Genomic DNA, 25,826 nt, shown 5'->3' with positions numbered 1-25,826 from the left:
CTTTAAGAGAGCAACAACTGGTTATCGTACAATGCCTTGTCGGCAAAGCCGGTTAGTCTACCCCAGCCATCCAGCGCTCACTATCATCCATGGCGATTCGTTGCTGTTCGAGCTGACGAATATGTGTATCCCAGTAACTGGTTTCGACCAACCAGGGAAACGCCAGAGGAAAGGCAGGGTCATTCCAGCGCGACACCAACCAAGCGCTATGGCGAATCAGACGGAAGGTGCGCAAGGCCTCTATCAAGCGTAATTCACCACGATCAAATTCACGTTCCTGTTCATAGCCCTCAAGCACTTCCGAAAGCTGCATCTGACGTTCTTCAGGCGCATCGGCCGTCAGCAACATCCAGAGATCCTGAATCGCAGGCGCCATCAACGCATCGTCGAAATCCACCAGTGCAAAGCTGGCATCCCTTCCAAGAATATTCCCTATGTGGCAATCACCATGGGCACGAATGGCCGCGTCATCCGGCAATACTTTGTCAGCGAGCAATTCCTGCAACTTGGTGGAAGTACGCTCATAGACGCTACGCTGACGACGATCCAGCCAAGGGCTATCCAGTACAATTTCTCTGGCTTCCCCCACCATGGCCAATAGATCCAGGCGTGGTCGATGCTGAAAGCTCCGACGCTCCCCCACCTTATGGGCACGTCCCATCAGCTCGCCCAAGGCAAAGAGATGCTCAGGATTATCAAGTTCCGGGGCCTGCCCCGGCAGGTGAGGGAAAAGCGTCAGTCGGTAGCCATCCACATGGTGCAGACTATGACCTTCTGCATCGCGCCAGGGGGCTGCGACAGGAACCCCCGCCTCAGACAGCTCATCTAGATAATCATGCTCTTCCTGAATCTGTTCGTCGCTCCAGCGTTCGGGGCGATAGAACTTGGCTACCCAACGCCTGCGTTCATCATCATGGATCAGATATACGCGGTTCTCATAGGCATTGAGCGCAAACGGCTCTCCTGGTAGCCACAGGCCCAGGGATTCGATGGCCTCCACCACACGCATAGGCGAGAGATCAGCAAACGGCGGGCGAGGTTCTGCTGCGCGGGAATCAGACATGATGGCTCCAGAAAAAGCGTTTCAGACGGATAGTCTACCGCGGTGTCCTCGCCATCACCCAGGCCTCAATCCGTTTAGCCCCAGCTCTGCGACAGGCCCGCGCCAGACTGTCGAGAGTTGCCCCGGTCGTCATCACATCATCCACCAGGGCAATATGACGTGGTAGCGACCCGGCCACTTCAAAAGCGCCACGTAAATTGCGTTGTCGCCCTGCCCTGGTCAGCTTCCTCTGTGACAGGTCGTCGCGCCTGCGTCGCGCTATCATCAGCGGAATGTCCAATCGATCAGCCAACCTCGTTGCCAACCAATGCGCTTGATTGAAACCACGTTGCCGCGCACGTCCAGAATGCAATGGCACGGCCACCAATGCTTCAGGTAAATGGCTTGCCAGCTCATTGTCATGCCCCATCGCGTCACGAATGGATTCAGCCTGCAGAAATACACTCAACAGCATCTGCCCGGAACGTCGGTCGCCATCGAACTTGAAGCGCTGCATCAATGTGCGCACTTCTCCGCGATACAGCAGAGGCGCCCGTGTAGCCATGAAAGCCGGTGGGCGGGTCATACAGCGCCCGCATAAGCGGGGTGCATGCCCCGGAATCTCATCGGCCCAGGATGCACGGCCCTGAGATGCATACATCACCAGCGGCTCCGCACAACGCACACAGGCAGGCCTGTTGAAGGGCAAGGACACATAGCAACGCTCGCAGATGGGCCCATGACGGCATGCCTGGGCATCCTGAGTCCGCAGAGGGGCCAGGCATAGAGGGCAGCACCCAGGCAGGCAACGCGCCATGCAACTGTCAACTTTGGTTACAAACCTGGTTGACAGCCGTCTTATAGCCCTTATCCTTTCAGTCAACCTAATACCTATATTCGAGTTGACCATGCCTAGTACCTCGTCCTCTCTTGCCGCTAACGCGACTTCTCCAACGCTGTCTCTTGCAGATACCGCCATCCAGGACAGCAATGCAACGCCTGGTAACACTGATAGCGCAATTCGGCACGATTGGAGTCTGGAGGAAATCGAGGCCCTGTTCGCCCTGCCCTTCAATGACCTGCTATTTCGCGCCCAGCAGGTTCATCGCCAACACTTCGACCCAAATGCCGTGCAGGTCTCCACGCTGCTGTCGATCAAGACAGGTGCTTGTCCGGAAGACTGCAAATACTGCCCCCAGTCAGGTCACTACAACACCGGCCTGGACAAGGAAAAACTGCTTGAGATAGAGAAAGTCGTGAACCAGGCCAAGGCCGCCAAGGAAGCTGGTGCAAGCCGCTTCTGCATGGGAGCGGCCTGGCGCAGCCCACGCCAGAAGGACCTGGACGTCGTGCTCGAGATGGTGCGCCAGGTCAAGGATATCGGCCTGGAAACCTGCATGACGCTGGGCATGCTCGATGGAGACCAGGCAAAGCAGCTGGCCGAGGCGGGACTCGACTACTACAACCACAACCTGGACACCTCTCCAGACTACTACGGTGAGATCATCACCACGCGCACCTATGGCGACCGCCTGGAGACCCTGGGAAATGTGCGCGATGCCGGCATGAAGATCTGCTCCGGCGGCATCATCGGCATGGGTGAAACACCCCGGGATCGGGCAGGGTTGCTGCAGCAACTGGCCCAGCTCAATCCTCACCCTGAATCCGTGCCGATCAACATGCTGGTCAAGGTCCCCGGCACCCCTCTGGAAGATGTTGAAGATCTTGATCCCATCGACTTCATTCGCAACATTGCCGTGGCTCGAATCCTGATGCCACAAAGCCATGTGCGACTGTCCGCAGGGCGCTCGCAAATGGACGAATCCACCCAGGCTCTGGCCTTCCTGGCCGGTGCCAACTCCATTTTCTATGGCGATACGCTACTGACGACCGGCAATCCTCAGGTGGAACGCGATCGCCTCCTGTTCGACAAGCTTGGTCTGCATCCCGAGCGTCGCGAGAGCTGCCGCAGCGACACCGATCAGCAGCGCGAACTGGAAGCCGCCATGGAGCGCCAGGCCACCGACCGACTCTTCTACGACGCCTCGGTTCAAGCATGACCGCTTGGGCAAGTTATCTGGAACAGGCCGCGCGCCAGCGGCGTGAAGCTCACCGCTGGCGGACACGCCATATTCATCATGATAACGATGTCATCGACTTTGCCAGCAACGACTACCTTGGCCTGGCCAGCGATCCACGCCTGGCTGAGGCCGAGGCAGAAGGTGCTCGCCGTTATGGAACCGGCAGTCGTGCTTCTCATCTGGTCAATGGCCATCTGGAAATTCATGAAGCCCTGGAAGAAGCGCTAGCCAACTTGACTGGACGCCCCAGGGCACTGCTGTTTTCCACTGGCTACATGGCCAACCTAGGCACGCTCCAAGCGCTTTGTGGATCTGACACATATATCGTCCAGGACCGTCTCAACCATGCCTCGTTGCTGGATGGCGCCAGCTTGTCAGGAGCACGTTCAAGGCGCTTTCATCACCAGGACATCGATGACCTCGACAGATTGCTGCAACGCGCCCCGACGGACACTCGCAAGATGATTGTCAGCGATGGTGTGTTCAGCATGGATGGCGACCAGGCCGATATCGCCGGGCTGACCACGATGGCCAGTCGACATTCGGCCTGGCTGATGATCGATGATGCCCATGGGCTGGGAGTACTGGGCGAGCATGGCAGCGGCTGCACGGGTCAACGCTTTGGCAGCGAACACGTGCAAGTGCTGGTCGGCACGCTGGGCAAGGCCCTGGGCACGGCCGGCGCTTTCGTCGCCGGTGACAGCGACCTGATCGATCACTTGATCCAGTTCGCTCGTCCTTATATTTATACAACGGCCATGCCACCAGGCGTCGCTGCAGCGACCATAGAGGCCGTACGCATCTGCACTCACGAGCCGCAACGGCGCGAACGCCTGCTGCACCTGACCCGCGAATTCCGCCGGCGGGCCAGCGACCTTAGACTCAGCCTTCTTCCCTCATCCACACCGATCCAACCCGTGCTGCTGGGAGACGAAGAGCGGGCCCTGCGCTGGGGCGACTGGTTGGCTCAGGCGGGCATCAAGGTCGGCGTCATTCGTCCGCCGACGGTCCCAAAAGGCGAGTCCCGCCTGCGCATCACCTTGAGCGCCCGACACAGCGACGCACAACTGGATCATCTGTTGAATACCTTGGCAGCTTGTCTGCACAAGGAGGCCGCATGAATTGCCTCCCGGAGCCTGCCTCTGACGCCAACCGCGTCACCAAGCTCGTCCTGCTTTCTGGCTGGGGAATCGATGCACGCATCTGGCAGCCTCTATCGTCTTACTGGCCTGCTGACATATCCGTGACAGCGCCAGACTGGCCCGGCATGGGCCAGCGCCCTGCCTTGGCCCGCCCTGAGTCCCAGGAAGCCTTGGCCAAGGCCATGGTGGACGATATGCCTGCCGATGCCATCTGGGTGTGCTGGTCTCTGGGAGCACTGCAAGCAGCCCTGTTGAGCCCGACGCTATCACCTCCCCAGGGATTGATGCTGCTCGGAATGGGCCACCGTTTCTGCCATCCCCATGGCGTCAGCAAAGCCGAGCTCGCGCAGTTTCACCGCGCTTTCCTGCGTGATCCTGTTGCCGCCAGAGAGTCCTTCCTGCGCTGGCAAGCCAGTGGCGAACCATCACCTCGTGACGCCATGCGCCAACTCCGGACACTACTGGCTGCAGGCTCCCCACCCGATGTTGAAACTCTCGAGGCAGGCCTCAAGCTACTGGCGCATGCCGATATCTCAGCGATTCTCGCGAACTTTCCAGGTTTCGTAGTGACGCTATGCGGAGCGCAGGACCCACTGCTTGCCCCCTCCGTCCGCAATAGCATGGATGTACAACTGCTTTCGGCGGGGCACTGCCCCATGCTCAGTCGGCCTGAAGCTCTGGCGGAGACCATCGTGCAACAAGCCCGTCGGATGAGCCGTGTCAACTCGTCCTGCAGGGAGACTATATCCACATGATTGCCCTCGCCCCGTCCTTGCCGCATGGCCCGCACCCAGAGACCGGTCATTGCCAGGAAGCCCTCTCTTGTCAGGAAAGCCCTTCCACTGACTGGCAACGTCGCGTCGCTCACGCCTTCTCCAGGGCAGCACCACGTTATCGCGAACTGGCCCGAGCTCAGGCCATCATGGCAGACATGCTGCTCCCCCATCTGCCTTCTTCGGCCCAGCAAGTATTGGATGTGGGCTGTGGCCCTGGCGATCTGACCAGAGTCCTGTCTCATCGCTATCCACAAGCTTCACTGACAGGCCTGGATCTTTCCGCCGCGATGCTGGTGGAAGCCCGGCGCTATACGCCTGCTCCCTTCTCCGAGCGCATACAGTGGCTGTGTGGTGATGCCCAGCAACTACCGCTGGAAGCAGGCAGCCAGGATCTGGTGGTATCCAATCTGGCCATACAGTGGTGCCCCGACCTGAAGCAGACTCTGCAGGAAATACGTCGGGTCACAAAGGCTGGCGGCAAGGCAGTGATCAACACTCTGGCACCTGGCACGCTCCAGGAAATCCAGCAGGCATGGTCACCTTCCGCTGCTGATGGTTCAACCGGAGACACTGGCGTCCTGGCGTTTCACCTTCGCCAGACCCATATCGAGGCTGCCTATGCCGCAGGCTGGGCACAGGTCACCGTCAACCAGCAACGGCAGCGTTTCTTCTATCCAGACTTGAAGGACGTCATGGACTCGATCAAGGGAGTGGGTGCACAAGTTCCACGCCAAGGGGCACATTTGACCCGCCGCGACATCGCCACGGCTCGTGCCAGATACGAACGACTGCGCCAGCCTGAAGGGCTCCCTGTCAGTTATGAGCTGCTGACTCTGGTATTGCACGCCTGAAACTACGGGAAGATTGGAGATCCACTGAAATGCCTTGTTACTTTGTCACCGGCACCGACACTGATGCCGGCAAGACCCTCATCTGTTCTGGCCTGCTCGCCCTGGGAAGACGCCAGGGGCTGAGCACACTGGGGTTGAAGCCGGTTGCTTCAGGCTGTGATGACACCCAGGATGGCCTGCGCAATATCGATGCCTTGACCCTGCAGGCGCAGACCAGGCCTGAACTCCCCTATGAGGCCATCAATCCGTTCGCTTTCGCGCCGCCTATTGCCCCACATCTCGCAGCACGCTACGCCGGCAGAACATTGTGTGTAGAAGACCTGGAGAACGCGCTTTCCGCCCCGCTCGCCGAGCAGCGTGACCTGGTTCTGATCGAAGGTGCCGGAGGCTGGCGAGTACCACTCAATGATGAAGAGGACATCGCCACACTGGCAACGCGTCTATCACTGCCCGTGATTCTGGTCGTGGGGCTCAAGCTGGGGTGCCTGAATCATGCCGTACTCAGTGCCGAAGCCATACTTGGCGATGGGCGCCCTCTGGCAGGCTGGGTAGGCAATGTGATCGATCCCGGTTTTGCCGAAGACAAACGCCTTTACGAAGATAATATTCGCCACCTCGAGCAGCGGATCTCCGCTCCCTGCCTGGGCATCGTTCCCCGTTTGCCTGTCAGCGGGCACCAGGCACTTGCTGATGCAGCAGCCAATCACTTATCGCTACCATCCTGAAAATGGATACCTGTACATAACGGTACAGAACGACCACACAAGGGCCAATATCTTCAGTCAGTTCTTACTTCTCTTGTAGGAATTGGCTGAATTTATATAACCGCATATCGAATACCTTCATAAAGACTGAACATCCTTCTATTCAATGAGTATATTTTATGGGAGCAGGCTCAAATCATCTGGCTCCATATCCTTACGCACATACCATGCACCATGATGAAAATCATTCTCTCTTGTCTCGAAAAAACATTTAAATACTGAATTACATAGGCAATAGAAATCAAATAAAATCAAAACATTTAAAAAGTAAAAACATAACAAGCAAAAATCATTCAGTATGCATACTGATCATTTACAATCAAGGATAATGTCATGAGAACTTTGTTGATTGTTTCCTCACTTTTCATGTCAACCACTCTGGCGAGTTGCTCTTCTTTACCTGGAAAATCGAATCCTCCATATTATGATCATCAGCAACGAGCTATCATTGCCAAGGGCTACCCAGTGGAAAGAGTTGCCATGCCCCCTGGTTTTCATCACTTTTTGGCCAGCCGCGATTACATAAGGAAAGAACCCAGCATGGCCAGCAACTCAGGTAATAGCACCGAAAAGTCCTACAGTTTCGTATGGAAGTCTGATCAGGATGGTAGCCGACTGATAGATACCGAGTTCAGTCTTCTGGAATTACAAACTCGCTATAAACTACCAGACACTTCCGGTTATCAATTCCTAGGAGGCAAGAAGGTTCGGCATGTCTTCATGTCGACTTCTGCGGCCAACGCTGATCCAGAGGGCATCCAGGTCCAGCCATTTACCGATGGCTGCGGAATTGGTGTGGAACTGATCAGCCTGTCACCCGACTCCCGATACCTGTTTGCAGGTACCTATCTGGAAGGTCTCACCTGTCAGGCCAGAGCGGCGATGACAGAAGCAGACTGGCAGGCACTTCTTGAACGAACATACCGGATCTATGGCCTGAAGTGACCGTCGCCTGGCACCGTAAAGCCAGCAACAAAACGCCCTGGCTCTATGGCCAGGGCGACGCATTCAATGCGTAAAACGGAATGACTGACTTCATTGATTACGAGATGCCAGGACTACCAAGAAAGCCATCCATGATGGCGCCAAGATCAACAAAAGGGCCAGGTCTTACACAGCCACCGGGAAGAATGCCATTGTTACCGTCGATACCTGGTGAGAGGCCAGAACCCACATCAGGTTCCACCAGCCAAGGCTCAAGAATGCCACCGGTGACGATATCGAGTTCATCATTACTGAGAGTACGAATGGTTGAGCCTTTCATAGTGCCCTCCAGAGCGTCTATGTGGGTCTCTGATTCTAGTCTCTCATCAAGAAAAAAGTGTTACGCCATGCAATAATAATATGCGGATATTTCTTTTCCGGTATTCTTATATTTCAATCATTAAACTCAGACGCATTTCTTCACTATCGACCTCTATCCATTTGCGACGCGCTCTGTGGAAAAAGTCTCTGTGGGAGAAACCCCGTCCTGTGCTAATTTGAGCGTTATCGCACCAGTCAGAGTGCAACGAGGTGGGGTTGACTGCAATGGCCTTTCACACTCCAAACCGGAAGATCCGAGCAATAGAGCGGCGCAACGCGCAGCTGCGTGCTGAACTGTTCGCCAAGCTGTTTCGCTGCATATGGCGTGCCCCGCGCAAGGCTATGATTCGCCTGCAGGCCTTTCGCTTTCGTCGACGAAATTGAAACTATCGAAATATTGAGACTATCGAAATCAAGAAAGATGTTTCGGGGGCGTGGCTGCGCAACCCGTGAGCCGAGCTGATGATAAAAACTGACCAAAAAACTGACCACACCACGGTCAATCCAGGGTATATCATGGTCAATTCGTGAATTTTTGATTCTTTAAGTGCTTGAAAAACAAGGAATTCATGGTGCGGATGGGGAGACTTGAACTCCCACGCCCGAAGGCACTAGAACCTAAATCTAGCGTGTCTACCAATTCCACCACATCCGCATGGGTAGGCGGGGCCGTATTTTACGCAACCAGGTTTGCAAGTCAATCCATTACTGAACACAACGAGCATGGCAGCACGAGGTGTTGTCGTTCCATATGCTCTGCTCCTTGTTTTTATGGACCCACAACGTTGTTATGGATCCGCAACAGACCACATTCTTGACCTACATCAAAAACACCACAGCAAAGCGAGGAGTATTAGCACGAGCCCTATTAGAATACGCCGCCCGTATCAGCACAGCCCCCTCTTTGTGGGCATCGAAGGACTCTTTTGTCGGTATTTTGAGTATCTTGTAAGAAGCACCAGCGTCTTTGCCGGCATAGGCCTAACACGCAACCATGGAGTGGAGATCCGACCATGCTCAACAATATCGCACTGGGAATGATGGTTTTCGTCGTCCTGGTCCTGTTCTACGGCATCATCGCCATTCACGATATTCCCTACGAAATCGCCAAGAAACGAGAACACCCTCATCAGGATGCTATCCACGTTGCCGGCTGGGTTAGCCTCTTCACCCTCCATGTCCTGTGGCCCTTTCTTTGGATATGGGCGACGCTTTACCGGCCGGAACGCGGCTGGGGTTTCAACAGGATTGAGGAAGAGCAACAACGCGAACGCAATGAACTCTCGCGCGTGGAAAACGAGTTGAGCCGCATGCAGCACCGTATCGCGGTCCTCGAAGCACGCCTCGAAGAACGCATGGCACACAAGGGAGAATAAAGCGCGATGGAAACATTGATCATACTGACTTACACCGCGCTATGTGTCGCCATCTTCAAGATCTTCCGTATCCCGAAGAACAAGTGGACGATTCCCACAGCCGCCCTGGGTGGCATCATCATCCTTGCCACTCTGGTCCTGGTGATGAACTACAATCACCCGTTCACTCGCCTGGTACGCCAGACCTATGTGGTGACTCCCATCGTCTCCGAAGTACGTGCTCGGGTGCAGGAAGTCAATGCCACTCCCAATACCCTGGTCAAGGCGGGAGATCCCCTGATCACCCTGGATCCCACACGTTACGAGGAACGCGTCACCCAAGCTAGTGCCGAGCTAAGCGATGCCCTGCGCGGCACCGAAGGCCGTGTGGCCAGCGTGACAGAAGCCGAGGCGGCTCTGGCCGCCGCCGTAGCTCGCCGTGATCAGGCTCAACGCACCTTGAACCGTATGCTGGGTGCCTCATCAGCCTTCAGTCAGCAGCGCATCGACGAGGGACGCGAGAATCTCGATACCGCCAAGGCTCAGGTGGGGCAAGCACAAGCGGCACTGGAACGTGCCCGTTCGGCACAGGAAACCGACGACAGTGGTGTCGACCCTATTGTGCTGGCCAAGCAGGCCGCCCTGGAAGAGGCCGAGCTTAACCTGAGCGATACCGTGTTACGCGCGCCCACTGACGGCTATATGACTCAGCTGGCGGTACGCCCCGGCATGATGGCAGTCCCCTTGCCGTTGCGCCCTCTGGGAGTCTTCCTGCACCAGCAGGAGGGGGTGTTCACCGCGGCTTTCCGCCAGCAGTCTCTCATTCGCATCGAGAAAGGCGCCGATGCTGAACTGATCTTTGATGCCTTGCCCGGCAAGGTCTTCGAAGCAACAGTGATAGAGGTGTTGCCTGCCATTGCTGAATCGCAGATCACCCCTTCCGATCGCCTACGCGGCACTGAAGCCTTCACTCAGATGGGCAACCGTGCACTGGTCACCCTGCGCCTCAAGGACGGTCAGGAACTGCCCCCGCTACCACTGGGCGTATCAGCCCAGGCCGCGGTGTACAGCCACCACTTCCACCACCTGTCCATCCTGCGCAAGATCCTGCTGCGCATGCTCAGTTGGCAGCACTATCTTTACGTGGATCACTGATCTCTACATGGACCACTGACTACATCACCCAACAACGGAGCTTTTCCTTGTAGCGCTTTTCTCACAGCCCTTTCCCCAGCCGGGGAAGGGCTTTATTTTTATAGGGGCAAAGTTCCATTCCTTCACCACGAGACATATTCCCTACATGTGGTTCCAGACTTCCCTTCGCCTTTCCTCTCGCCCGCGCGGTTTTCACTTGATCACGGAAGATGTCATCGCTGCGCTACCCATGTTGAGCGACATGCGCCATGGCCTGCTGCATGTGTTCATTCAACATACCTCCGCCTCGCTGACCATCAACGAGAATGCCGACCCCACGGTGCGCGAGGACTTCGAAAGCCACTTCAACCAGATGGTGCCGGAGAATGCGCCCTACTATCGCCACACCTATGAAGGCAGTGACGATATGCCGGCTCACCTGAAAGCCAGCCTGCTGGGACCAAGCCTGACCATTCCTGTCAGCGAAGGCCGTCTGGCGCTGGGGACCTGGCAAGGCATCTATCTGTGTGAACACCGCGATCATGGCGGTGCACGTCAATTGATGCTGACACTGAATGGGGAACGGCAACGCTGGCGACCGGAGCAGCAGACGCTTGATCCTTATCGGCGCCGCTGAGGCTCAGGCAATTCCGGCAGTCATCAGTGGCTTCAGGCTGTCGTTGAAGGGAGAATGCCCCACATCTGCCTTCTACCTTGGTCGAATGGCTCGCATTCAATGTCAAATTAAACAAGAAAAACTTCAAAAATTGCGACCTGCCGGCTGCACCTGGACAACGAGAGGCGTATACTTCGCTGCACCGCGACAATGGCCGCAGGCTCTGAACCTTGAGCCTCCCCAATTCAGCTGGATCAACCATCTAGATCAGCAACAAGGATTGGGTCACTGCCCTGCCGCGTATCGTCCCTTCCCCCATCAGGGCTCAACCGCAGAGCCCCGGGTAGACGTCACGTTCAGGACTGTTTAAGGCGATGGATACGTCAATATCGCTCATCACACTCTCGCAGACCGACTCGGTTCGGCCATGTGCGCTTGTGTTTTCGCCATCCGCCCTCCTCCCGAACTGCTCTACCCCTTCCTTCCCAGACATTTCTGCTCGGACGCATTGCGCCCGAGCACACCCGCTTCATTCATTGACTCCTGAGGCCAACCTAAATGTCGGTGTACGCCACCCTATGTCTACTCGCTGCCATGGCGATGGCAATCTCCTTGATCAACGAAAAGTTCATCAAGTTTCAGACCACCATCGCTATTACTGCAGGTGCTCTGATTCTTTCGCTGATCATCGTGATTGCCGGTCACGCCAATTGGATCACCATTGATGATCAAGCTGCAGACGCCATCAATCAGTTGAATTTCGAGGATTTCCTGCTGAAGGGAATGCTCGGATTTTTGCTGTTTGCCGGTGCCCTGGGAACCAAGCTTCCTCATCTGCGCGACCAGAAATGGGAGATCTCCGTGCTGGCCATGGGCAGTACCTTGATCTCAACCTTTTTCATCGGCTTCGCCCTGTGGGGAGTTGTGCAGGTTATCGGCATCAATTTCGACCTGATCTACTGCCTGCTGTTCGGCGCCCTGATATCGCCCACCGACCCCATTGCGGTGCTGGCCATCGTCAAGAAGATGGACGCCCCACGCCGCATATCTACACAGGTTGAAGGTGAGTCACTCTTCAATGATGGTTTCGGCCTGGTGGTTTTCGTCACCATCTATGCTGTCGCCTTCGGTGGCACACAGCCTACTGTTCTCGGCGTCACGCACCTGTTCCTGCAGGAAGCCGTCGGCGGCATTCTCTATGGCTTCCTGCTGGGCCAGCTGTTTCACTATCTGATCCGAAATACAAAAGAGCACTCCATCGAGTTGATGCTGACCCTTCTGGTACCAACATCCGGCTATGTATTCGCTGAAGTGCTGCATGTCTCTGGACCACTGGCCATGGTTGTGGCCGGCCTCATCATCGGCAACCGCACCCGCCGCAAGGGCTTTTCCGAAGAGAGCCAACAGCACCTGGACCACTTCTGGGAACTGGTCGATGAATTCCTCAATGCGGTGCTGTTCCTGCTGATCGGCATGACGATGATCGCATTCACCTTCCACCCCGAAGACTGGGTACTGATGCTGACCGCCATTCCTCTCGTCCTGCTGGGCCGCTATGTCAGCGTGCGTGCCGCTTACGTGGGTTTCAACCGTTTCCGCAGCTACAACCCCTGGTCGGTACGCATCCTCACCTGGGGGGGATTGCGTGGTGGCCTGGCCCTGGCCATGGCCATGTCAATTCCTGCCGGCATCATGGTCATCCCGGAAAAGCACATCGATGTGCGTGAGATCATTCTCGTGATGACCTACTCCGTCGTGGTGTTCTCCATCCTGATCCAAGGCTCCAGCATCACCCCGATGATCGAGCGCGCCAAGGAATGGGAAGTCGAACAATTCCGCCGCGGCAAGCGCAATTGATCGCTTAGCCTGACAGACTTTCCAGACAGCGTGTTCTGGAAAGAAATAGGGCGGCCCACACGGCCGCCCTTTTCAGTGGTCCTGTGATGGGTTCGCTATAGGGCGCGCCTTGATCAGTAGATTTCTGGGAGTCAGGTGACGTTCGCAGAACTCGCAGAGTTCAACATCAAAACCTGCTTCCTCCAGCCATACCACACGGTCCAGCACCAGCCACATTTCCAGTGGCCGGCGGAACAGATGACGCACCAGCTCCCAGCGGCGTACACGAGACAGCCTTTCCCAGCCTTGCGCCTCGAAGGTTGGCCAATCAATGGATGGCGTCAACACCACGTGCTTTTGTGCTGCAGCCCAATGGCAGAAACCCGCAAAATCCTGGGGCAACCGCCCGTGTGACAGGCTCGGAATCGGCAGATACTCGTCGATGCCTGATATCTCGCGCTGGAGTTCGTCAAAACCCAGCCGCCATGCACTGGCACGTTCACGTTTGCGGCGCTCGCCATGAGACGCTGTCACGGTTTCCTGTACAGACAGAGCCAGATGCTCCCGGCTCAAGCACAACCCTTGACGTGCAGTCTCTTCGCGAGCCCGATTCGACAGAGGGCGATAATCCGTATACCGGGTACGTTGGTAGCAGCATGGTGCCAGCGTGACTGTCGTAGCATGCTGGCGAGCCAGTTCCAATAGCCGCACATGCAGATCACCGCAGGCATGCAAAGCAGCCACTGAACGGCCTTCAAGCCAGGTCACAACGTCGTCCTGCATGACATTCTGGCAGGAAAGCTGCACCGCTACCCCCTGCTTATCCGCCAAGCGCTGACCTTCATCACACAATACTCGTTGCCACTCGAGGCCGGTCACCTCAACGCCATGCAAGCGCGACAGCAGGCGTGCCAGATGTCCCTTTCCTGCGCACCACTCCACCATGGGTTGCAGACCGGGTGGCAACATATGAGCAGCAAACACTGCCATTTGCTGCCACTTTCGCCCACCGACATGATCCGCCCAGCGCGAAGGCGCATCCATGATGGCCGATAGTCGTTCAGATTCCACGCCATTGGGCACTGCGATCAGTTCGGCCAGTTCAGCCATGGGCAACCATTCCGCCAAGGGCGAGTCAGCAAAAGGGGCCTCCTGAAGACGTATGCACGTTTCATCATCCAACTCAGCCAGACACTCGGTCAGATGCTCTAGCCAGCCATATCGGGAAACATGCTGCTGCCAGGGGCTCTGACGATGCATGAAAGGCGCAGGTGCCCACAGCCACTGCCACTCGGACAGCAGCTTCGTCAATCGCTCCAGGCGCTCAGCGTGAGTAGGAAACATGGAAGGGTATGAATGCAAAAGAATTAGAGCCGCTCGAGATGTTGTGTCAGCTCATCCAACTGACCAGGAGAATAGACCGTGATGCCATGGGCCCGAAGCAAGGCGGTCGTCACTCCCTCACCAGGCCTTTTCACGCCTTGAAGGCTTCCATCGTAGATGGTGGAACTGCCACAGGAAGGGCTGCCCTCTGTCAGCAGCGCCAAGCGGCAATGGTGACGCTGGGCAATGGCCAGGGCCAGCTGTGCCCCTTTTCGAAAGGCATCTGTGGGGTCGTCACCGTCCTGCGTTACCAGATGGGCACGCCCAGCCAACACATCAGCGCCGCTACCACAGAGAATCTCGGCGGCTGGCCTTGGTGTCGGTAGACCAGCGGCAACTTCGGGACATACGGGAACCAGACGCCCTTCCTTGCGCCAGCGTACCAGGCGTTCGTCCAGTAATCGCTTGTGGCCAGCATCATAGCGTACCGGATCACCCAGCAGGCAAGCGCTCACAAGAATTCGGGCCCCATGAGCCCCGAACATCAAGTCTCCAGTTACTGACATCAAGCTTCCAACTGACCAAATTTGCGAATGCGCAGAGAGAGTATCACCAACAGGATACCAAACAATACGGCATAGAAAGCGATCAACCACAGTAGCGCGATGGCGCCTGCCCCGGGGATGACAATCAGCAGGACGCCGAAGATCAGCGACGCCAACCCCGACAGGCCCAATAACCATTCACCGCGGACCTCCTTGCGCAGGCGAATGGCGGTGACCAATTGCGTGAGGCCGGTCACGATGGCCCAGGCGGCAATAAACATCAACAGCACAAGTGCCGTCACCCCCGGAGATGCGAAAGTGATCGCGCCAATGACGATGCTCGCCAGCCCCCATAGCAGCAGCCAGATCCACTGCGAATTACGTTTACGACCAACCAGCGCGGTGATCACACCCAGCACGCCATCGACCAGGCAATATGCACCAAACATGATGATCAGCACTTCCACCGTCATGGCGGGATACATCCAGGCCAGCACACCAAAGACAATGGCGGCCAAGCCTCGCAATAACAGTACCCACCACTGGCGGGCCAATAGCACTGTCAGGCGTGACATATCGGGAGTCGGTTGCATTGCCATGATATCTATCCTTGAAGGTGACAATGGAGAATCAGAGAAGGCGCGCCACAAGCACATGGTCGCTCCTGACCGAAGATCCTTTCAGAAATACCCTTTCAGGATAGTGGACAACGTGAGGTAGTGAACAAGGCCTTCTATGCCAATTCACGCAACCCGTCCCATGCCATCCCTTCAGGTCACGTGGTAAGCTTCGCTGCTCCTCCCTTTCCCCTATCAAAATAAGGAGTTTCTCCATGGTACAAGCTACCGCACGTCATATTCTGGTCGACACCGAAGCCGAATGCCTGGCCCTCAAGACTGAAATCGAGAATGGACTCGACTTTGCCGATGCTGCCCGCGAGCACTCCAACTGCCCATCCGGGCGTCAGGGTGGTGATCTCGGCAGCTTCGGCCCGGGACAGATGGTTCGCGAGTTCGATGAAGTGGTGTTTTCTGGCGAACTGAACAAGGTCCACGGCCCGGTCAAGACGCAGTTCGGCTATCATCTGCTGGAAATCACCAGCCGCGGATAAAATGAGGGGGCGCTGGTCTTGTCCCCTCCAAGGTGGAGCCAGCATGGAACTATCCTTGCCATGAGCGCTCCACTGTCTGCACATGCCTGACACTTCGCTCCACGTGTCAGCAGGAAGCGCTGAGGCACCGGGATTCATAGAACAGCCGCAGCGCTTCCTTCATGTTGTTCATGGGCAAGATTCTCCCGCTATGCTGGAGAGGTGCCAGAAGTTGGCACTCGCATCGTCGACCAATGAACAGGAGGTTCTGCATGCCCGTCATCGATACGCCACAACGCTACGGAACGTTCACTCGCTTTCTGCACTGGGTCGTGGCCATTCTGGTCATCTGGCAATTGGTCACGGCTTCCGTTACCGCCCTGGCGGAAGACTCTGCCCTGGATGAGCTGCTCTGGGCGACTCACAAGCCTGCCGGTTTCACCATTCTGCTACTGATGGTACTGCGCCTGATCTGGGCATTGTTCAACCTCTCTCGCCGCCCGGCCAGTATCAGCGCCCTTGCCCGCCTGGGCCATATCACGCTGTATGCCTTGTTGCTGATCATCCCGGGGCTGGCACTGCTGCGCCAGTATGGTTCGGGGCGCGCTTTCGAGCCCTTCGGCCTGCCCCTGATGTCCGGTTTCGAAGGAGGCAAGATCGAATGGATGATGGCTCCTGCCAACCTGTTGCATGGCTGGCTGGGCTGGACACTGTTCGTTATCGCACTGGGCCATGTGCTGATGACTTTGCATCATCGCTTCAGCCGCAAGAGCGAAGATGTAATGCCACGCATGCTGGGTGTCCCACCCCGCCAGTAGATGCCTCATTCCGCTGCCTGTGCAGGTGGTCAATATCATGACATTCAAGGAGTCACCCATGCAGGAGGCACGGCAAGCGCCAGTGATCGAGATCCAGGGACTCACCAAGACCTATGGTGGAGGCTTCACAGCGCTCAAGAGCATTGACCTGGACATTCGCCGTGGTGAAATCTTTGCCCTGCTCGGACCCAATGGGGCAGGAAAGACCACGCTGATCAGCATCATCTGCGGTCTGGTCAACCCATCTTCTGGCCATGTCCGGGTAGCCGGTCATGACATCATCAGCGACTTTCGTGCCGCTCGCTCCTATATCGGTCTTGTCCCGCAGGAACTGACCAATGAGGCCTTTTCCACGGTATGGGATAGCGTCAGCTTCAGTCGCGGCCTGTTCGGAAAACCCCGCAACCCTGCCCACATCGAGCAGGTGCTACGCTCGCTGAGCTTATGGGACAAGCGCAAGAATCGCCTGATCACCTTGTCCGGGGGCATGAAGCGCCGGGTGTTGATCGCCAAGGCACTGGCTCACGAGCCTGACATCCTGTTCCTCGATGAGCCTACCGCCGGTGTTGACGTCGAGCTGCGCCGCGACATGTGGGAAGTGGTACGCGGACTGAGAGATAATGGTGTCACCATCATTCTCACCACACATTACATTGAAGAAGCTGAAGAAATGGCCGACCGCATCGGTGTCATCCGGTCCGGCGAACTGGTGTTGGTGGAAGAAAAGCACGCCTTGATGCGCAGCCTTGGACGCAAGGAACTTACCCTGCAGCTGCGCCAACCGCTCGATGAAGTCCCCGAGTCCCTGACTCGCTTCGGGCTGACCTTGGCCGATGATGGCCACGCCCTGGTATATACCTACGACGATGCCAGCACCGCGAGTGACAGCGAGAACCACGATGGCGATAGCCCCGAGATGGATGGCCATGGTCGTCAAGGACACGACGTTGAAGGACAAAGCGGCATCGCCAAGCTACTGGCCGGGCTCGACAATGCCGGTGTCGGCGTCAAGGACCTCTATACCCGACAGAGTTCTCTGGAAGAGATCTTTGTCAGCCTGGTGCAGGAGCGCAAGGAATGAACGTCACTTCGATCAAGACGATCTATGTCGCTGAAATGGCTCGCAGCCTGCGTACGGTACTGCAGAGCATCGTCTCGCCAGTGGTATCGACATCGCTGTATTTCGTTGTCTTTGGCTCCGCGATCGGCACCCGTATCACTCAGGTGGAAGGCGTACCCTACGGCGCCTTCATCGTTCCCGGCCTGATCATGCTCATGCTGCTGACCCAAAGCGTGAGCAATGCCTCCTTCGGCATTTTCTTTCCCCGCTTCACCGGATCCATCTATGAGATTCTTTCGGCCCCTATTTCACCGCTGGAAATCGTGCTGGGCTTCGTGACTGCCGCCGCGACCAAGTCCATCGTGCTGGGGCTGATCGTACTGGCCACCGCCAGCCTGTTCGTACCATTCAGTATCCAGCACCCAGCCGTCATGCTGCTGTTCCTGGTGCTGACGGCCCTGACGTTCAGCCTGCTTGGCTTCATCATCGGCATCTGGGCCGATGGCTTCGAGAAATTGCAGTTGGTGCCACTGCTGATCATCACTCCGCTGACCTTTCTCGGCGGCACCTTCTACTCCATCGACATGCTGCCCCCGACATGGCAGGTCGTGACGCTGTTCAACCCAGTGGTCTATCTCGTGTCAGGCTTCCGCTGGAGTTTCTACGGCCAGGGTGATGTCAGCATCTGGATCAGCCTGCTGATGATCGTCCTGTTCATGTTGCTGGCCCTGCTGATAATTCAGGCCATCTTCCGCAGTGGTTATCGACTCAAGCCTTGAGTGCTATCATCGGCAGCCGCATCGTATTCGATGACCCCGCCCTTATTGATTGAGTTCAGGATAAGAAGCCCCCATGCCCATTGCCGCCTGTGTCATCCAGCGCCTGGACAAGGCCGATAGCGACAGCTCTGCCCGCCTGGTCAGCGCCTCCGAGCCACATCCGCAAAGCGATGCGCTTGATGGTCTGATCACACGGCTATCGGACGCCTACCACGGCAAATCCAAGCGCTGGGGACGCCTTGTCGAACCGAGCGACAGCGAAAGTCCTTTTCCCGCCGAACTGGCTGCCTATGTAGAAGGCTCGCTGGGCCTGGTGGCGCTGGCCAACCAGCTTGGCCAGCGTCTGACCGGGCTGGTAGACGATCATCTCCCCACGGGAGGCCACCTGATCCTGGCCGACCAGCAACAAGGCGAAACCCGCAGCCTGTTTCTGGTACTGGTTCACCATCGGGATGGCTTCGTCATCGGTAATGACCAACAGGTGGCCATCAGCGGCCAGATCAACCACACCCAGATGTCATTGGCCCTGCGTATCAATCTAAGCCAATGGCAACAGGGAGGACCTTCCAGCCAATATCTTTCTCTGCTCGCCGATCGTGGCGGCCAGAAACTCGCTGATGACATGCAGGCGCTGCTCGGTATCAGCGATGGCGTCGATCCCAAGAGCGAAACACGCACACTGCTCAAAGCATTCAGCGACTTCGTCGAAAAGGAAGATCTGGAAGAACAGGCCTCTCGCGAAAAGACCGATGCACTGATCGACTATGCCAGCGATCAGGCCAGCCGTGGCGAACCCATCACCCTGGAAGAACTGTCAGCCCTGGTCGATGACAAGCAGCCCAAGGCCTTCTATGAGCACATTCGCAATGCCGACTACGGCCTGTCCCCGGAAATTCCACCGGACAAGCGTACTCTCAGCCAGTTCCGGCGCTTCACCGGACGCGCGGAAGGTGTATCGATCAGCTTTGACTCCCATTTGCTCGGTAACAGCATCGAATACGACGAAGAACGTGATCGACTGATCATCAAGAAGCTGCCCAACAAGCTCAAGGAACAGCTCCAGAGCAAGTGATGCAACAGGTCTAACTTCCCCCTAAGGAAACGCTGAATACATCAGCATTTTCCCTATTCAAACAAGGCCAATTGCCGATCGATCAGAGAGCTGAAGTCGTCGCCGACGAAAGGCAGGATGGCATCAGCCACTGGCTGCAACTGACGAGTGAGGTAATGATCGGTATCAATGGGTGACTGACGGGCTTCCAACGGCTCGGGGCCTGCCAGGGTGATCACATAACTGATCCAGCCCCCGCTCTGATAGCGTCTCGGACGTCCGAGACGCTGATTTTCTGCATCGGCCAGCCGTGCTGCGCGAACATGAGGCGGCACATTGCGCTGATACTCCTCCAGCTTGCGGCGCAAGCGCTTGCGATAGACCAGATGTTCTTCGCTGTCTTGCGCCAACGGGCCAGTCAGATGATCGCGCACGTACTGGCGTACATAATCCCGATAGGGCTCACCGACGAAGATGCGCCGATAGAGCTCTCGCTGGAACTCCTGGGCCAGCGGCGTCCAGTCGGTACGCACCGTTTCCATGCCCTTGAACACCACTCGCTCACCCTCGGCAGCCTGGACAAGGCCCGCATAGCGTTTCTTGCTGCCGGACTCTGAGCCACGGATTCTCGGCATCAGAAAACGGCGGTAATGCGTCTCGAACTGCAGTTCCAGCACGCTATCCAGGCCAAATTCCTGTTTCAGGTGCTCACGCCACCACTGGTTGACCCGTGTCACCAGCGCTTGGCCTATGGTTGCCGCCTCCTCTTCTTCATGAGCCTGGCCCAGCCATACGAAGGTGGAGTCGGTATCTCCGTAGATCACCGTATACCCTTCACTTTCGATCAGCGCTCGGGTCTGCTGCATGATTTCATGCCCCCGACAGGTGATGGAAGATGCCAGCCGCGAGTCGAAGAAACGACAGCCCTTGGAGCCGAGTACACCGTAGAAGCTGTTCATGATGATCTTCAATGCCTGGGACAGGGGCCCGTTGCCATCCGCCTTGGCTTGCTCCCGCCCTTGCCAGACACGCTCCACGATAGCCGGGAGCGCATGCCGGGAGCGCGAAAAGCGCGCCCCTCTGAAGCCATCCACCGCAGCCTCTTCATTGCTGTCCGCCAGGCCTTCCACCAGCCCCACAGGATCGATCAGGAAACTGCGTATGATCGAGGGATAAAGACTCTTGAAATCGAGTACCAACACCGAATCGTAGAGCCCAGGACGCGAATCCATGACGAAGCCGCCAGGGCTTTCACCTTCCAGCCCATCGCCAAGATTGGGTGCGACCAGGCCAAGACGATGCATCTGGGGCAGGTAGAGATGGGTGAAAGCAGCGACTGAACCCCCACTACGATCCACTGGCAGCCCGGTGACCGTCGCACGCTCGAGAAGGAAGTCCATCAATTCAGCCTTGCCGAAGATGCGCGTCACCAGCTCGCAGTCATGCAGGTTGTAACGGGCCAGTGCGGGCTTGTCTTCCTCGAACATGCGCTGGATTTCCGCCAGACGCTGGTAGGGGTTGTCGATATTCTTGCCTTCGCCCAGCAATTCCTGTGCCACGCTTTCCAGGCTGAACGAAGGAAAATGCCAGGTTGCCGAACGTAGCGCCTCGATGCCATCGATGATCAAGCGCCCCGCAGCCTCAGCAAAGTAATAGCCTTCACGATTGCCATGAGCACGCCACTCCAGCTCCGCGCCATCACGCCCCAGGCGCAGAGGAATGCCGAGTTGCAAGGCATGTTCGCGCAGAATCCGTAGATCGAACTGCACCAGATTCCAGCCAATGATGGCATCCGGATCATGCTCCCCGAACCAGGCATTGAGCCTTTCGAGCATCATCCCGGGGCTGGAGCAGTATTCCAGCGCAAAGTCGATGTCGTCCCCAGGCGGTGGCTGCTCAGTGGTTGCCAGCATATAGACCTGGCGCTGCCCGACACCTTCCAGGGCGATGGAATACAGCTCGCCCCTGGCGCTGGTCTCGATATCCAGCGATACCGTCGTCAATGCGGGGCGATATTGCGGAGCCGGACGCAAACGCGCGTGATGAAGCCCGCCGTTGCCATCCGCTTCCCCGACCACCCAGACCGGCGCGGTGATGAAGCGCTCCATCAGGTAGCGCTCCGGTGGACGAATATCGGCCTCGTAACAGGTCACGCCCCGTTCATGCAGGCGCCTTTCCAGCTGCATCAACTGGCGATAATGCGCGCAGTACAACCCCACCACCGGACGCTGATGGAAATCCTTGAGCTGCAATTCACCCAGCCGGACATCAGGAAATCCACCGCCATCCGCCAGCAGCGACGCCACCACGGCACGCTTGTCTGCAGGCACAAAGGTTACCGAAGTCTGTGCTGGCAGACGTACCCGAACAGGCCCGTCATCGGTAGCCAGCCACAGCTCGACGCTAGTGCCTTGTGGCGTGTCCTGCCAATGCCGCGTCAATACGAATCCCTGACGTGGAACAGTCACTCGAGGCCTCCCACCTCGACGACCAGATCCGGAATGAACACGGGCGGATCGAACTCGTCGGGATAGCCACCGGGATTCGCCAGCACTCGAGTACCCGCCACCTCGATATCCACCGGGTCGTGCACATGGCCATGCAGCCACAAGGTTGCCGCGCCCATCAGGCGGCCCAAGTCCGAGGCAAAGGCCGGCGACAGCTCATCCCCCTGGTAACGCTCGGGAATACAGGCCGCCAATGGTGCATGGTGACTGATCACCACCCGTGGCCCGTTGAAGGGTTCCGCCAGACGCCCGTTCAGCCAGCTCAATGCCTGCTGATGCAAGCGCACGCTTTCTTCTGGCGAGTACACTTCACCATCCGGCTGTTCGACGATGGCAAAATCCGGCATCAAGCGTAATGCTGCGGAAAGCGTCCCAGCAGGGATCTCATCGCGCTGCTGCTGCGGGCGCTCATCATAGAGCGCAAAATTGGTCCATAGTGTCGTACCGAGAAAACGCACTCCGTCGATATCGACGCTCTCGTTATCAAGCAGATGGATACCCAAGCGTGCCGCATGTTCGCGCATTTCGGCTCGCAGAGACGTCATGCGATGGCGATAGAATTCATGGTTGCCTGGTACATAGATGATCGGCTGTCGCGGAAAGCGCTGCGCAGCCCAGTCCAGGCCCGCCAGACCAACATGAATATCACCCGCCAGCACCACCACATCCGCCTCGACATCAGGCAGCTCCCGATCCCCACCGAAGTGCTCCAGATGCAGATCAGACAGTATTCTTAGGCGCATGGCCATCTCCGCTTTTGCTATCCCTGCTCGTTTCCTTGGATCAGGGATGGGATTACAGCGGCGCTCAGCACTCGTTCATGCTTGAAAATCCGGCCACGTTTGAAACATCTGGCCACGCGTGAAGATCTAGAGGCACTGCCGGCCATCACCTGGCTATACATACAGTGCTCAATTATAGAGTGGCTTCGCTTTCCCTGCTATTACATGGCTCATGCCATTACATGACCGCTCGGACCAAGCTGCCGTCAGACAGCACGGCTACTCATGGCCAGCTTCACGCCCAAGGCGACGAACAAGGCTCCGAGACCTCGTTCACACCACAGCCCCAGGCGCTGGTTACCTTTCAGCGCTCCCACCAGGCGTGCGCCCGCTATCACCAGAGGCGGTTCAATCACCGCAGCCACCGCGATGATCAGGAAGCCATGTAACGCCAGTTGCAAGCTGACAGGGCCAGCCCCGGGCACCACGAACTGAGGCAGGAAGGCCAGAAAGAAGATCGCCACCTTGGGGTTGAGCAACGAGATCAGGATGCCCTGGCGATAGATATTGGCCGGACGCAATACCGGCAATGCCTGTTGCTCCTGCCCCTCGGCAGCAGGGCGCGCTCGCAGCGCCTGAATACCCAGCCATACCAGATATGCAGCCCCCACCCATTTGACAATGGAAAAGGCCGTGGCGGATGTCGCCAGAATCGCCGACAGGCCAAGCGCCGCCATCAACACATGCACCCCGGCACCGCTCCACACACCGAACATGGCGGCGAAACCACCACGTCGCCCATGCTTCGCCGTCTGACCAAGGATAAATGCCATATCCGGCCCGGGTGACAGATTGAGCAAGGTGGCTGCAATCAGAAAGGTGGTCCAGTGCGCCAAGGAGTAGTCGAGCATTGTCGTGCCTGCGGATAGTGAAGAACGAGGAAGGGACAGACGAGGTATTTCAGATTATAGCTGCGGCACAGCAAAATCCAGCTCCGCGGACAAGCCCAGTATTTCCCCCAACAATCAGTATTTCCTCAATAAATAGATATCCATGATCCAGCCATGCTGTTCGCGCAGGGCCGCCCGGCATTCGGTGATCAATGGACCGACATCGGCCAGTTGGCCATCGATCAGACTCTGCTTGCTCATGCCCAAGTAGGCACCCCACCAGATATACAGGCCTTCAGTTGGCAGCGTTTCAAACGCTCCCCCGCTGTCGAGCATGACGGCGACCGTGGCCGCATCGTCAGGCCAGCCTCGCTCGCGCAGGCGACGCCCGGTGGTGATCTGTATCGGCTCGGCGAGTGCATTGAGGGGGATTCGGTGTTCTGCCGTGAGCACTTGCAGGCTGGTGATGCCCGGCACCACCTTTACCTCGACCTCTCGCCCGGCGGCACTCAATCTTCCTGCAATACGCAGGCTGCTGTCATAGAGCGACGGATCGCCCCACACCAGCATGCCGACCTGGCCGCCTTCGGGCAGATACCGATCCATCAGTTCCGCCCAGACATCGGCAATCGCAGCATGCCAGGCATCCACCGCATCCAGGTACTCAGCCTGTGTATTGCGCCTTGGCAGATCGAACTCCACGATCCGGGTGCGCGATGGGTCCGTCACCAGGTTTCGGCATAACAGACGGCGCAGGTCCACCAGGTCCGATTTGGCCTCGCCCTTGCGCGGCAGCAGGACAACATCCGCGGCATTGAGCGCCCGTACTGCAGCCAGGGTGACATGATCAGGGTTGCCGGTACCGATACCGATCAGGGAAAGCTGGATCATGTGGCTCTTTCTCCTTGCCCGAACCCGACATTCCCGAACCCGCTTTTCCCATGCTCACCCTCCCCGATTTCCCCTTCACCGGCAGCGGGCGTGGCAAAGGGGGAATCGGCAGACTGCGGACGGAAGCGGCGGTCATAGCCGATCGCATACAGACAGCTTTCCTGGAAGTCTTCACTTTCCAGCACCGGCCCGACCAGAATCAGCGCTGTTCTCTGCATGGCCTCGTCCACCTGGGATGCCACACTCGCCAGGCGTCCGTGCACGATACGCTGATCAGGCCAACTGGCCCGCCACACGATGGCAACCGGGCAATCCGCGCCATAGAACGGCAAAAGCTCCTCCACCAGCCGGGCAAGGTTGTGGATGGAGAGGTGAATGGCCAAGGTAGTGCCGGTTCTGGCAAAGTTGGCCAGTGTTTCACCGTCGGGCATCGGGCTGGCGCGTCCCGAGGTTCGGGTCAGGACAACGGACTGCGCGACCCCAGGCAACGTCAATTCCTGACCCAGCGCTGCTGCAGCGGCGGCAAACGATGGTACTCCCGGCGTCAGCGTATAGGGGATATCCAGTTCACGCAGCCGACGCAGTTGCTCACCCGTGGCCGACCATACAGACAAGTCGCCGGAATGCAGTCGAGCTACATCCAGGCCGGCGGCATGTGCACGACGCATCTCTGCGATGATCTCGTCCAGGGACAAGGGGGCCGTATTGATGACGCGAGCACCTTGCGGACAATGTTCGAGTATCTGTTCAGGCACCAGCGACCCGGCGTAAAGGCATACCGGGCACGCGGCGATGAGGTCCCGCCCGCGCAATGTCAGCAGGTCCGGAGCACCAGGGCCGGCACCGATGAAATGTACTGTCATGCTACAACTCCTCTGGCCACCGCAGCCGTCGCCATGCGGTCTACCGAAATCAAGCGCGAGCCAAGCAATTGCCCGCCGCACCCCGCTGCCACCAGCGCCACGGCCTCGGCGACACTGCCTGTTCCCCGCGCCTTCAGGCTATGCGTGGAACGCGTGACTGTCGTGATCGTCGGCAGGACGGCATCCGAGACTTTCAACACCTCGATGCCACGTTCATGCCCCAACTGCTGGACCAGCGAGCACATGCTGTGGGCCACTGCCAGGCGATCGACAGCACCGAATTGTGCTTCAAGCCTGTCCAGCACCTCGCCCAGCGATGTCAGCAGCGCCCTCTGGCGAAAGCCAAAACCTGCCACCAGTATCAGGTTGTCCATTATCGTTACCG

Annotated in this window: 27 protein-coding genes and 1 tRNA gene; 15 read left to right on the top strand and 13 right to left on the bottom strand. The window is 57.5% G+C overall.

From position 1 onward, the window contains the following. Positions 1-52: 52 nt before the first annotated feature. Together Q1K07_RS03540 and Q1K07_RS03535 are read right to left on the bottom strand one after the other, a co-directional pair. Positions 53-1,063, bottom strand: a complete 1,011-nt coding sequence (locus tag Q1K07_RS03540; protein ID WP_300307941.1) for a serine/threonine protein kinase — start codon at positions 1,061-1,063, stop codon at positions 53-55. Between the two features lie 34 nt (positions 1,064-1,097). Next, positions 1,098-1,628 (bottom strand): ComF family protein, encoded by a 531-nt coding sequence (locus tag Q1K07_RS03535; RefSeq protein ID WP_300307938.1) that lies wholly within the window; start codon positions 1,626-1,628, stop codon positions 1,098-1,100. A 322-nt stretch (positions 1,629-1,950) separates the two neighbouring features. Between Q1K07_RS03535 and bioB the strand changes: the two genes are divergently transcribed. The 6 genes from bioB to Q1K07_RS03505 all read left to right on the top strand — a co-directional run bounded on the left by bioB (position 1,951) and on the right by Q1K07_RS03505 (position 7,601). Next, complete coding sequence (bioB, locus tag Q1K07_RS03530; RefSeq protein ID WP_300307936.1) at positions 1,951-3,102, top strand: biotin synthase BioB; 1,152 nt, start codon at positions 1,951-1,953, stop codon at positions 3,100-3,102. Beyond that, positions 3,099-4,244: an 8-amino-7-oxononanoate synthase gene (gene bioF, locus Q1K07_RS03525; protein ID WP_300307934.1), complete on the top strand. Its 1,146-nt coding sequence runs from the start codon at positions 3,099-3,101 to the stop codon at positions 4,242-4,244. The genes bioB and bioF overlap by 4 nt, the downstream gene beginning before the upstream one ends. Then, the gene (locus Q1K07_RS03520) at positions 4,241-5,020 is read left to right on the top strand and encodes an alpha/beta fold hydrolase (protein ID WP_300307932.1); all 780 of its coding nucleotides are present in this window, start codon (positions 4,241-4,243) and stop codon (positions 5,018-5,020) included. The genes bioF and Q1K07_RS03520 overlap by 4 nt, the downstream gene beginning before the upstream one ends. Beyond that, positions 5,017-5,892 (top strand): malonyl-ACP O-methyltransferase BioC, encoded by an 876-nt coding sequence (gene bioC, locus Q1K07_RS03515; RefSeq protein WP_300307930.1) that lies wholly within the window; start codon positions 5,017-5,019, stop codon positions 5,890-5,892. The genes Q1K07_RS03520 and bioC overlap by 4 nt, the downstream gene beginning before the upstream one ends. A 29-nt stretch (positions 5,893-5,921) precedes the next feature. Continuing rightward, on the top strand, positions 5,922-6,617 hold the full coding sequence (gene bioD, locus Q1K07_RS03510) for a dethiobiotin synthase (protein WP_300307928.1): 696 nt from the start codon (positions 5,922-5,924) through the stop codon (positions 6,615-6,617). A 372-nt stretch (positions 6,618-6,989) separates the two neighbouring features. Then, on the top strand, positions 6,990-7,601 hold the full coding sequence (locus Q1K07_RS03505; RefSeq protein ID WP_300307926.1) for a hypothetical protein: 612 nt from the start codon (positions 6,990-6,992) through the stop codon (positions 7,599-7,601). 97 nt (positions 7,602-7,698) lie between these two features. Here the strand turns inward: Q1K07_RS03505 and Q1K07_RS03500 are convergent, their stop codons facing one another. Together Q1K07_RS03500 and Q1K07_RS03495 are read right to left on the bottom strand one after the other, a co-directional pair. Continuing rightward, positions 7,699-7,920: a hypothetical protein gene (locus Q1K07_RS03500; protein WP_300307923.1), complete on the bottom strand. Its 222-nt coding sequence runs from the start codon at positions 7,918-7,920 to the stop codon at positions 7,699-7,701. 611 nt (positions 7,921-8,531) lie between these two features. After that, positions 8,532-8,616: transfer RNA gene (locus Q1K07_RS03495), tRNA-Leu, on the bottom strand. 358 nt (positions 8,617-8,974) lie between these two features. On the opposite strand from Q1K07_RS03495, the gene Q1K07_RS03490 reads away from it, so the two are divergent. From Q1K07_RS03490 to Q1K07_RS03475, 4 genes are all read left to right on the top strand, one after another. After that, entirely contained in the window at positions 8,975-9,337 is a 363-nt protein-coding gene (locus Q1K07_RS03490) for a DUF3302 domain-containing protein (protein ID WP_300307920.1), read from the top strand. Positions 9,338-9,343: 6 nt separating this feature from the next. Further along, a complete protein-coding gene (locus Q1K07_RS03485) occupies positions 9,344-10,471 on the top strand; it encodes an HlyD family secretion protein (protein ID WP_300307917.1) in 1,128 nt (375 codons plus the stop codon). 145 nt (positions 10,472-10,616) lie between these two features. Then, entirely contained in the window at positions 10,617-11,087 is a 471-nt protein-coding gene (locus tag Q1K07_RS03480; RefSeq protein ID WP_300307914.1) for a secondary thiamine-phosphate synthase enzyme YjbQ, read from the top strand. A gap of 537 nt (positions 11,088-11,624) precedes the next feature. Further along, a complete protein-coding gene (locus tag Q1K07_RS03475) occupies positions 11,625-12,923 on the top strand; it encodes a sodium:proton antiporter (protein WP_300307911.1) in 1,299 nt (432 codons plus the stop codon). A 72-nt stretch (positions 12,924-12,995) separates the two neighbouring features. Here the strand turns inward: Q1K07_RS03475 and Q1K07_RS03470 are convergent, their stop codons facing one another. The 3 genes from Q1K07_RS03470 to Q1K07_RS03460 are packed head-to-tail and all read right to left on the bottom strand — an operon-like array spanning position 12,996 to position 15,369. Continuing rightward, complete coding sequence (locus tag Q1K07_RS03470; protein ID WP_300307908.1) at positions 12,996-14,246, bottom strand: methyltransferase; 1,251 nt, start codon at positions 14,244-14,246, stop codon at positions 12,996-12,998. A gap of 23 nt (positions 14,247-14,269) precedes the next feature. After that, positions 14,270-14,791, bottom strand: a complete 522-nt coding sequence (locus Q1K07_RS03465) for a DUF523 domain-containing protein (RefSeq protein WP_300307905.1) — start codon at positions 14,789-14,791, stop codon at positions 14,270-14,272. Then, the gene (locus Q1K07_RS03460) at positions 14,791-15,369 is read right to left on the bottom strand and encodes an HdeD family acid-resistance protein (protein ID WP_300307902.1); all 579 of its coding nucleotides are present in this window, start codon (positions 15,367-15,369) and stop codon (positions 14,791-14,793) included. Before Q1K07_RS03460 ends, Q1K07_RS03465 begins: the two co-directional genes overlap by 1 nt. Positions 15,370-15,602: 233 nt before the next feature. On the opposite strand from Q1K07_RS03460, the gene Q1K07_RS03455 reads away from it, so the two are divergent. From Q1K07_RS03455 to Q1K07_RS03435, 5 genes are all read left to right on the top strand, one after another. After that, on the top strand, positions 15,603-15,881 hold the full coding sequence (locus Q1K07_RS03455) for a peptidylprolyl isomerase (RefSeq protein WP_300307899.1): 279 nt from the start codon (positions 15,603-15,605) through the stop codon (positions 15,879-15,881). Positions 15,882-16,132: 251 nt separating this feature from the next. Next, a complete protein-coding gene (locus Q1K07_RS03450; RefSeq protein ID WP_300307896.1) occupies positions 16,133-16,678 on the top strand; it encodes a cytochrome b in 546 nt (181 codons plus the stop codon). 37 nt (positions 16,679-16,715) lie between these two features. After that, positions 16,716-17,759 (top strand): ABC transporter ATP-binding protein, encoded by a 1,044-nt coding sequence (locus Q1K07_RS03445; RefSeq protein WP_300307893.1) that lies wholly within the window; start codon positions 16,716-16,718, stop codon positions 17,757-17,759. Next, the gene (locus Q1K07_RS03440; RefSeq protein ID WP_300307890.1) at positions 17,756-18,517 is read left to right on the top strand and encodes an ABC transporter permease; all 762 of its coding nucleotides are present in this window, start codon (positions 17,756-17,758) and stop codon (positions 18,515-18,517) included. Before Q1K07_RS03445 ends, Q1K07_RS03440 begins: the two co-directional genes overlap by 4 nt. Before the next feature lie 73 nt (positions 18,518-18,590). Next, positions 18,591-19,589 carry a nucleoid-associated protein gene (locus Q1K07_RS03435; RefSeq protein ID WP_300307887.1) on the top strand — a complete coding sequence of 333 codons (999 nt, stop codon included), beginning with the start codon at positions 18,591-18,593 and terminating at the stop codon, positions 19,587-19,589. Between the two features lie 53 nt (positions 19,590-19,642). On the opposite strand, the gene Q1K07_RS03430 is transcribed toward Q1K07_RS03435, so the two are convergent. From Q1K07_RS03430 to Q1K07_RS03405, 6 genes are all read right to left on the bottom strand, one after another. Beyond that, complete coding sequence (locus Q1K07_RS03430; protein WP_300307884.1) at positions 19,643-22,036, bottom strand: DNA polymerase II; 2,394 nt, start codon at positions 22,034-22,036, stop codon at positions 19,643-19,645. After that, positions 22,033-22,818 (bottom strand): metallophosphoesterase, encoded by a 786-nt coding sequence (locus Q1K07_RS03425; RefSeq protein WP_300307881.1) that lies wholly within the window; start codon positions 22,816-22,818, stop codon positions 22,033-22,035. The genes Q1K07_RS03430 and Q1K07_RS03425 overlap by 4 nt, the downstream gene beginning before the upstream one ends. Positions 22,819-23,063: 245 nt before the next feature. Further along, entirely contained in the window at positions 23,064-23,708 is a 645-nt protein-coding gene (locus tag Q1K07_RS03420; RefSeq protein WP_300307876.1) for a LysE family translocator, read from the bottom strand. A 114-nt stretch (positions 23,709-23,822) separates the two neighbouring features. Then, the gene (gene cobF, locus Q1K07_RS03415) at positions 23,823-24,578 is read right to left on the bottom strand and encodes a precorrin-6A synthase (deacetylating) (RefSeq protein WP_300307873.1); all 756 of its coding nucleotides are present in this window, start codon (positions 24,576-24,578) and stop codon (positions 23,823-23,825) included. Further along, a complete protein-coding gene (gene cobM / locus Q1K07_RS03410; RefSeq protein WP_300307870.1) occupies positions 24,575-25,441 on the bottom strand; it encodes a precorrin-4 C(11)-methyltransferase in 867 nt (288 codons plus the stop codon). Before cobM ends, cobF begins: the two co-directional genes overlap by 4 nt. Next, on the bottom strand, positions 25,438-25,815 hold the full coding sequence (locus tag Q1K07_RS03405) for a cobalamin biosynthesis protein (RefSeq protein WP_300307866.1): 378 nt from the start codon (positions 25,813-25,815) through the stop codon (positions 25,438-25,440). Before Q1K07_RS03405 ends, cobM begins: the two co-directional genes overlap by 4 nt. Positions 25,816-25,826 lie beyond the last annotated feature (11 nt).

This window comes from Halomonas sp., assembly GCF_029263665.1.
Taxonomy (GTDB): domain Bacteria; phylum Pseudomonadota; class Gammaproteobacteria; order Pseudomonadales; family Halomonadaceae; genus Halomonas.
This window is presented reverse-complemented; position numbering and strand designations above follow the sequence as displayed.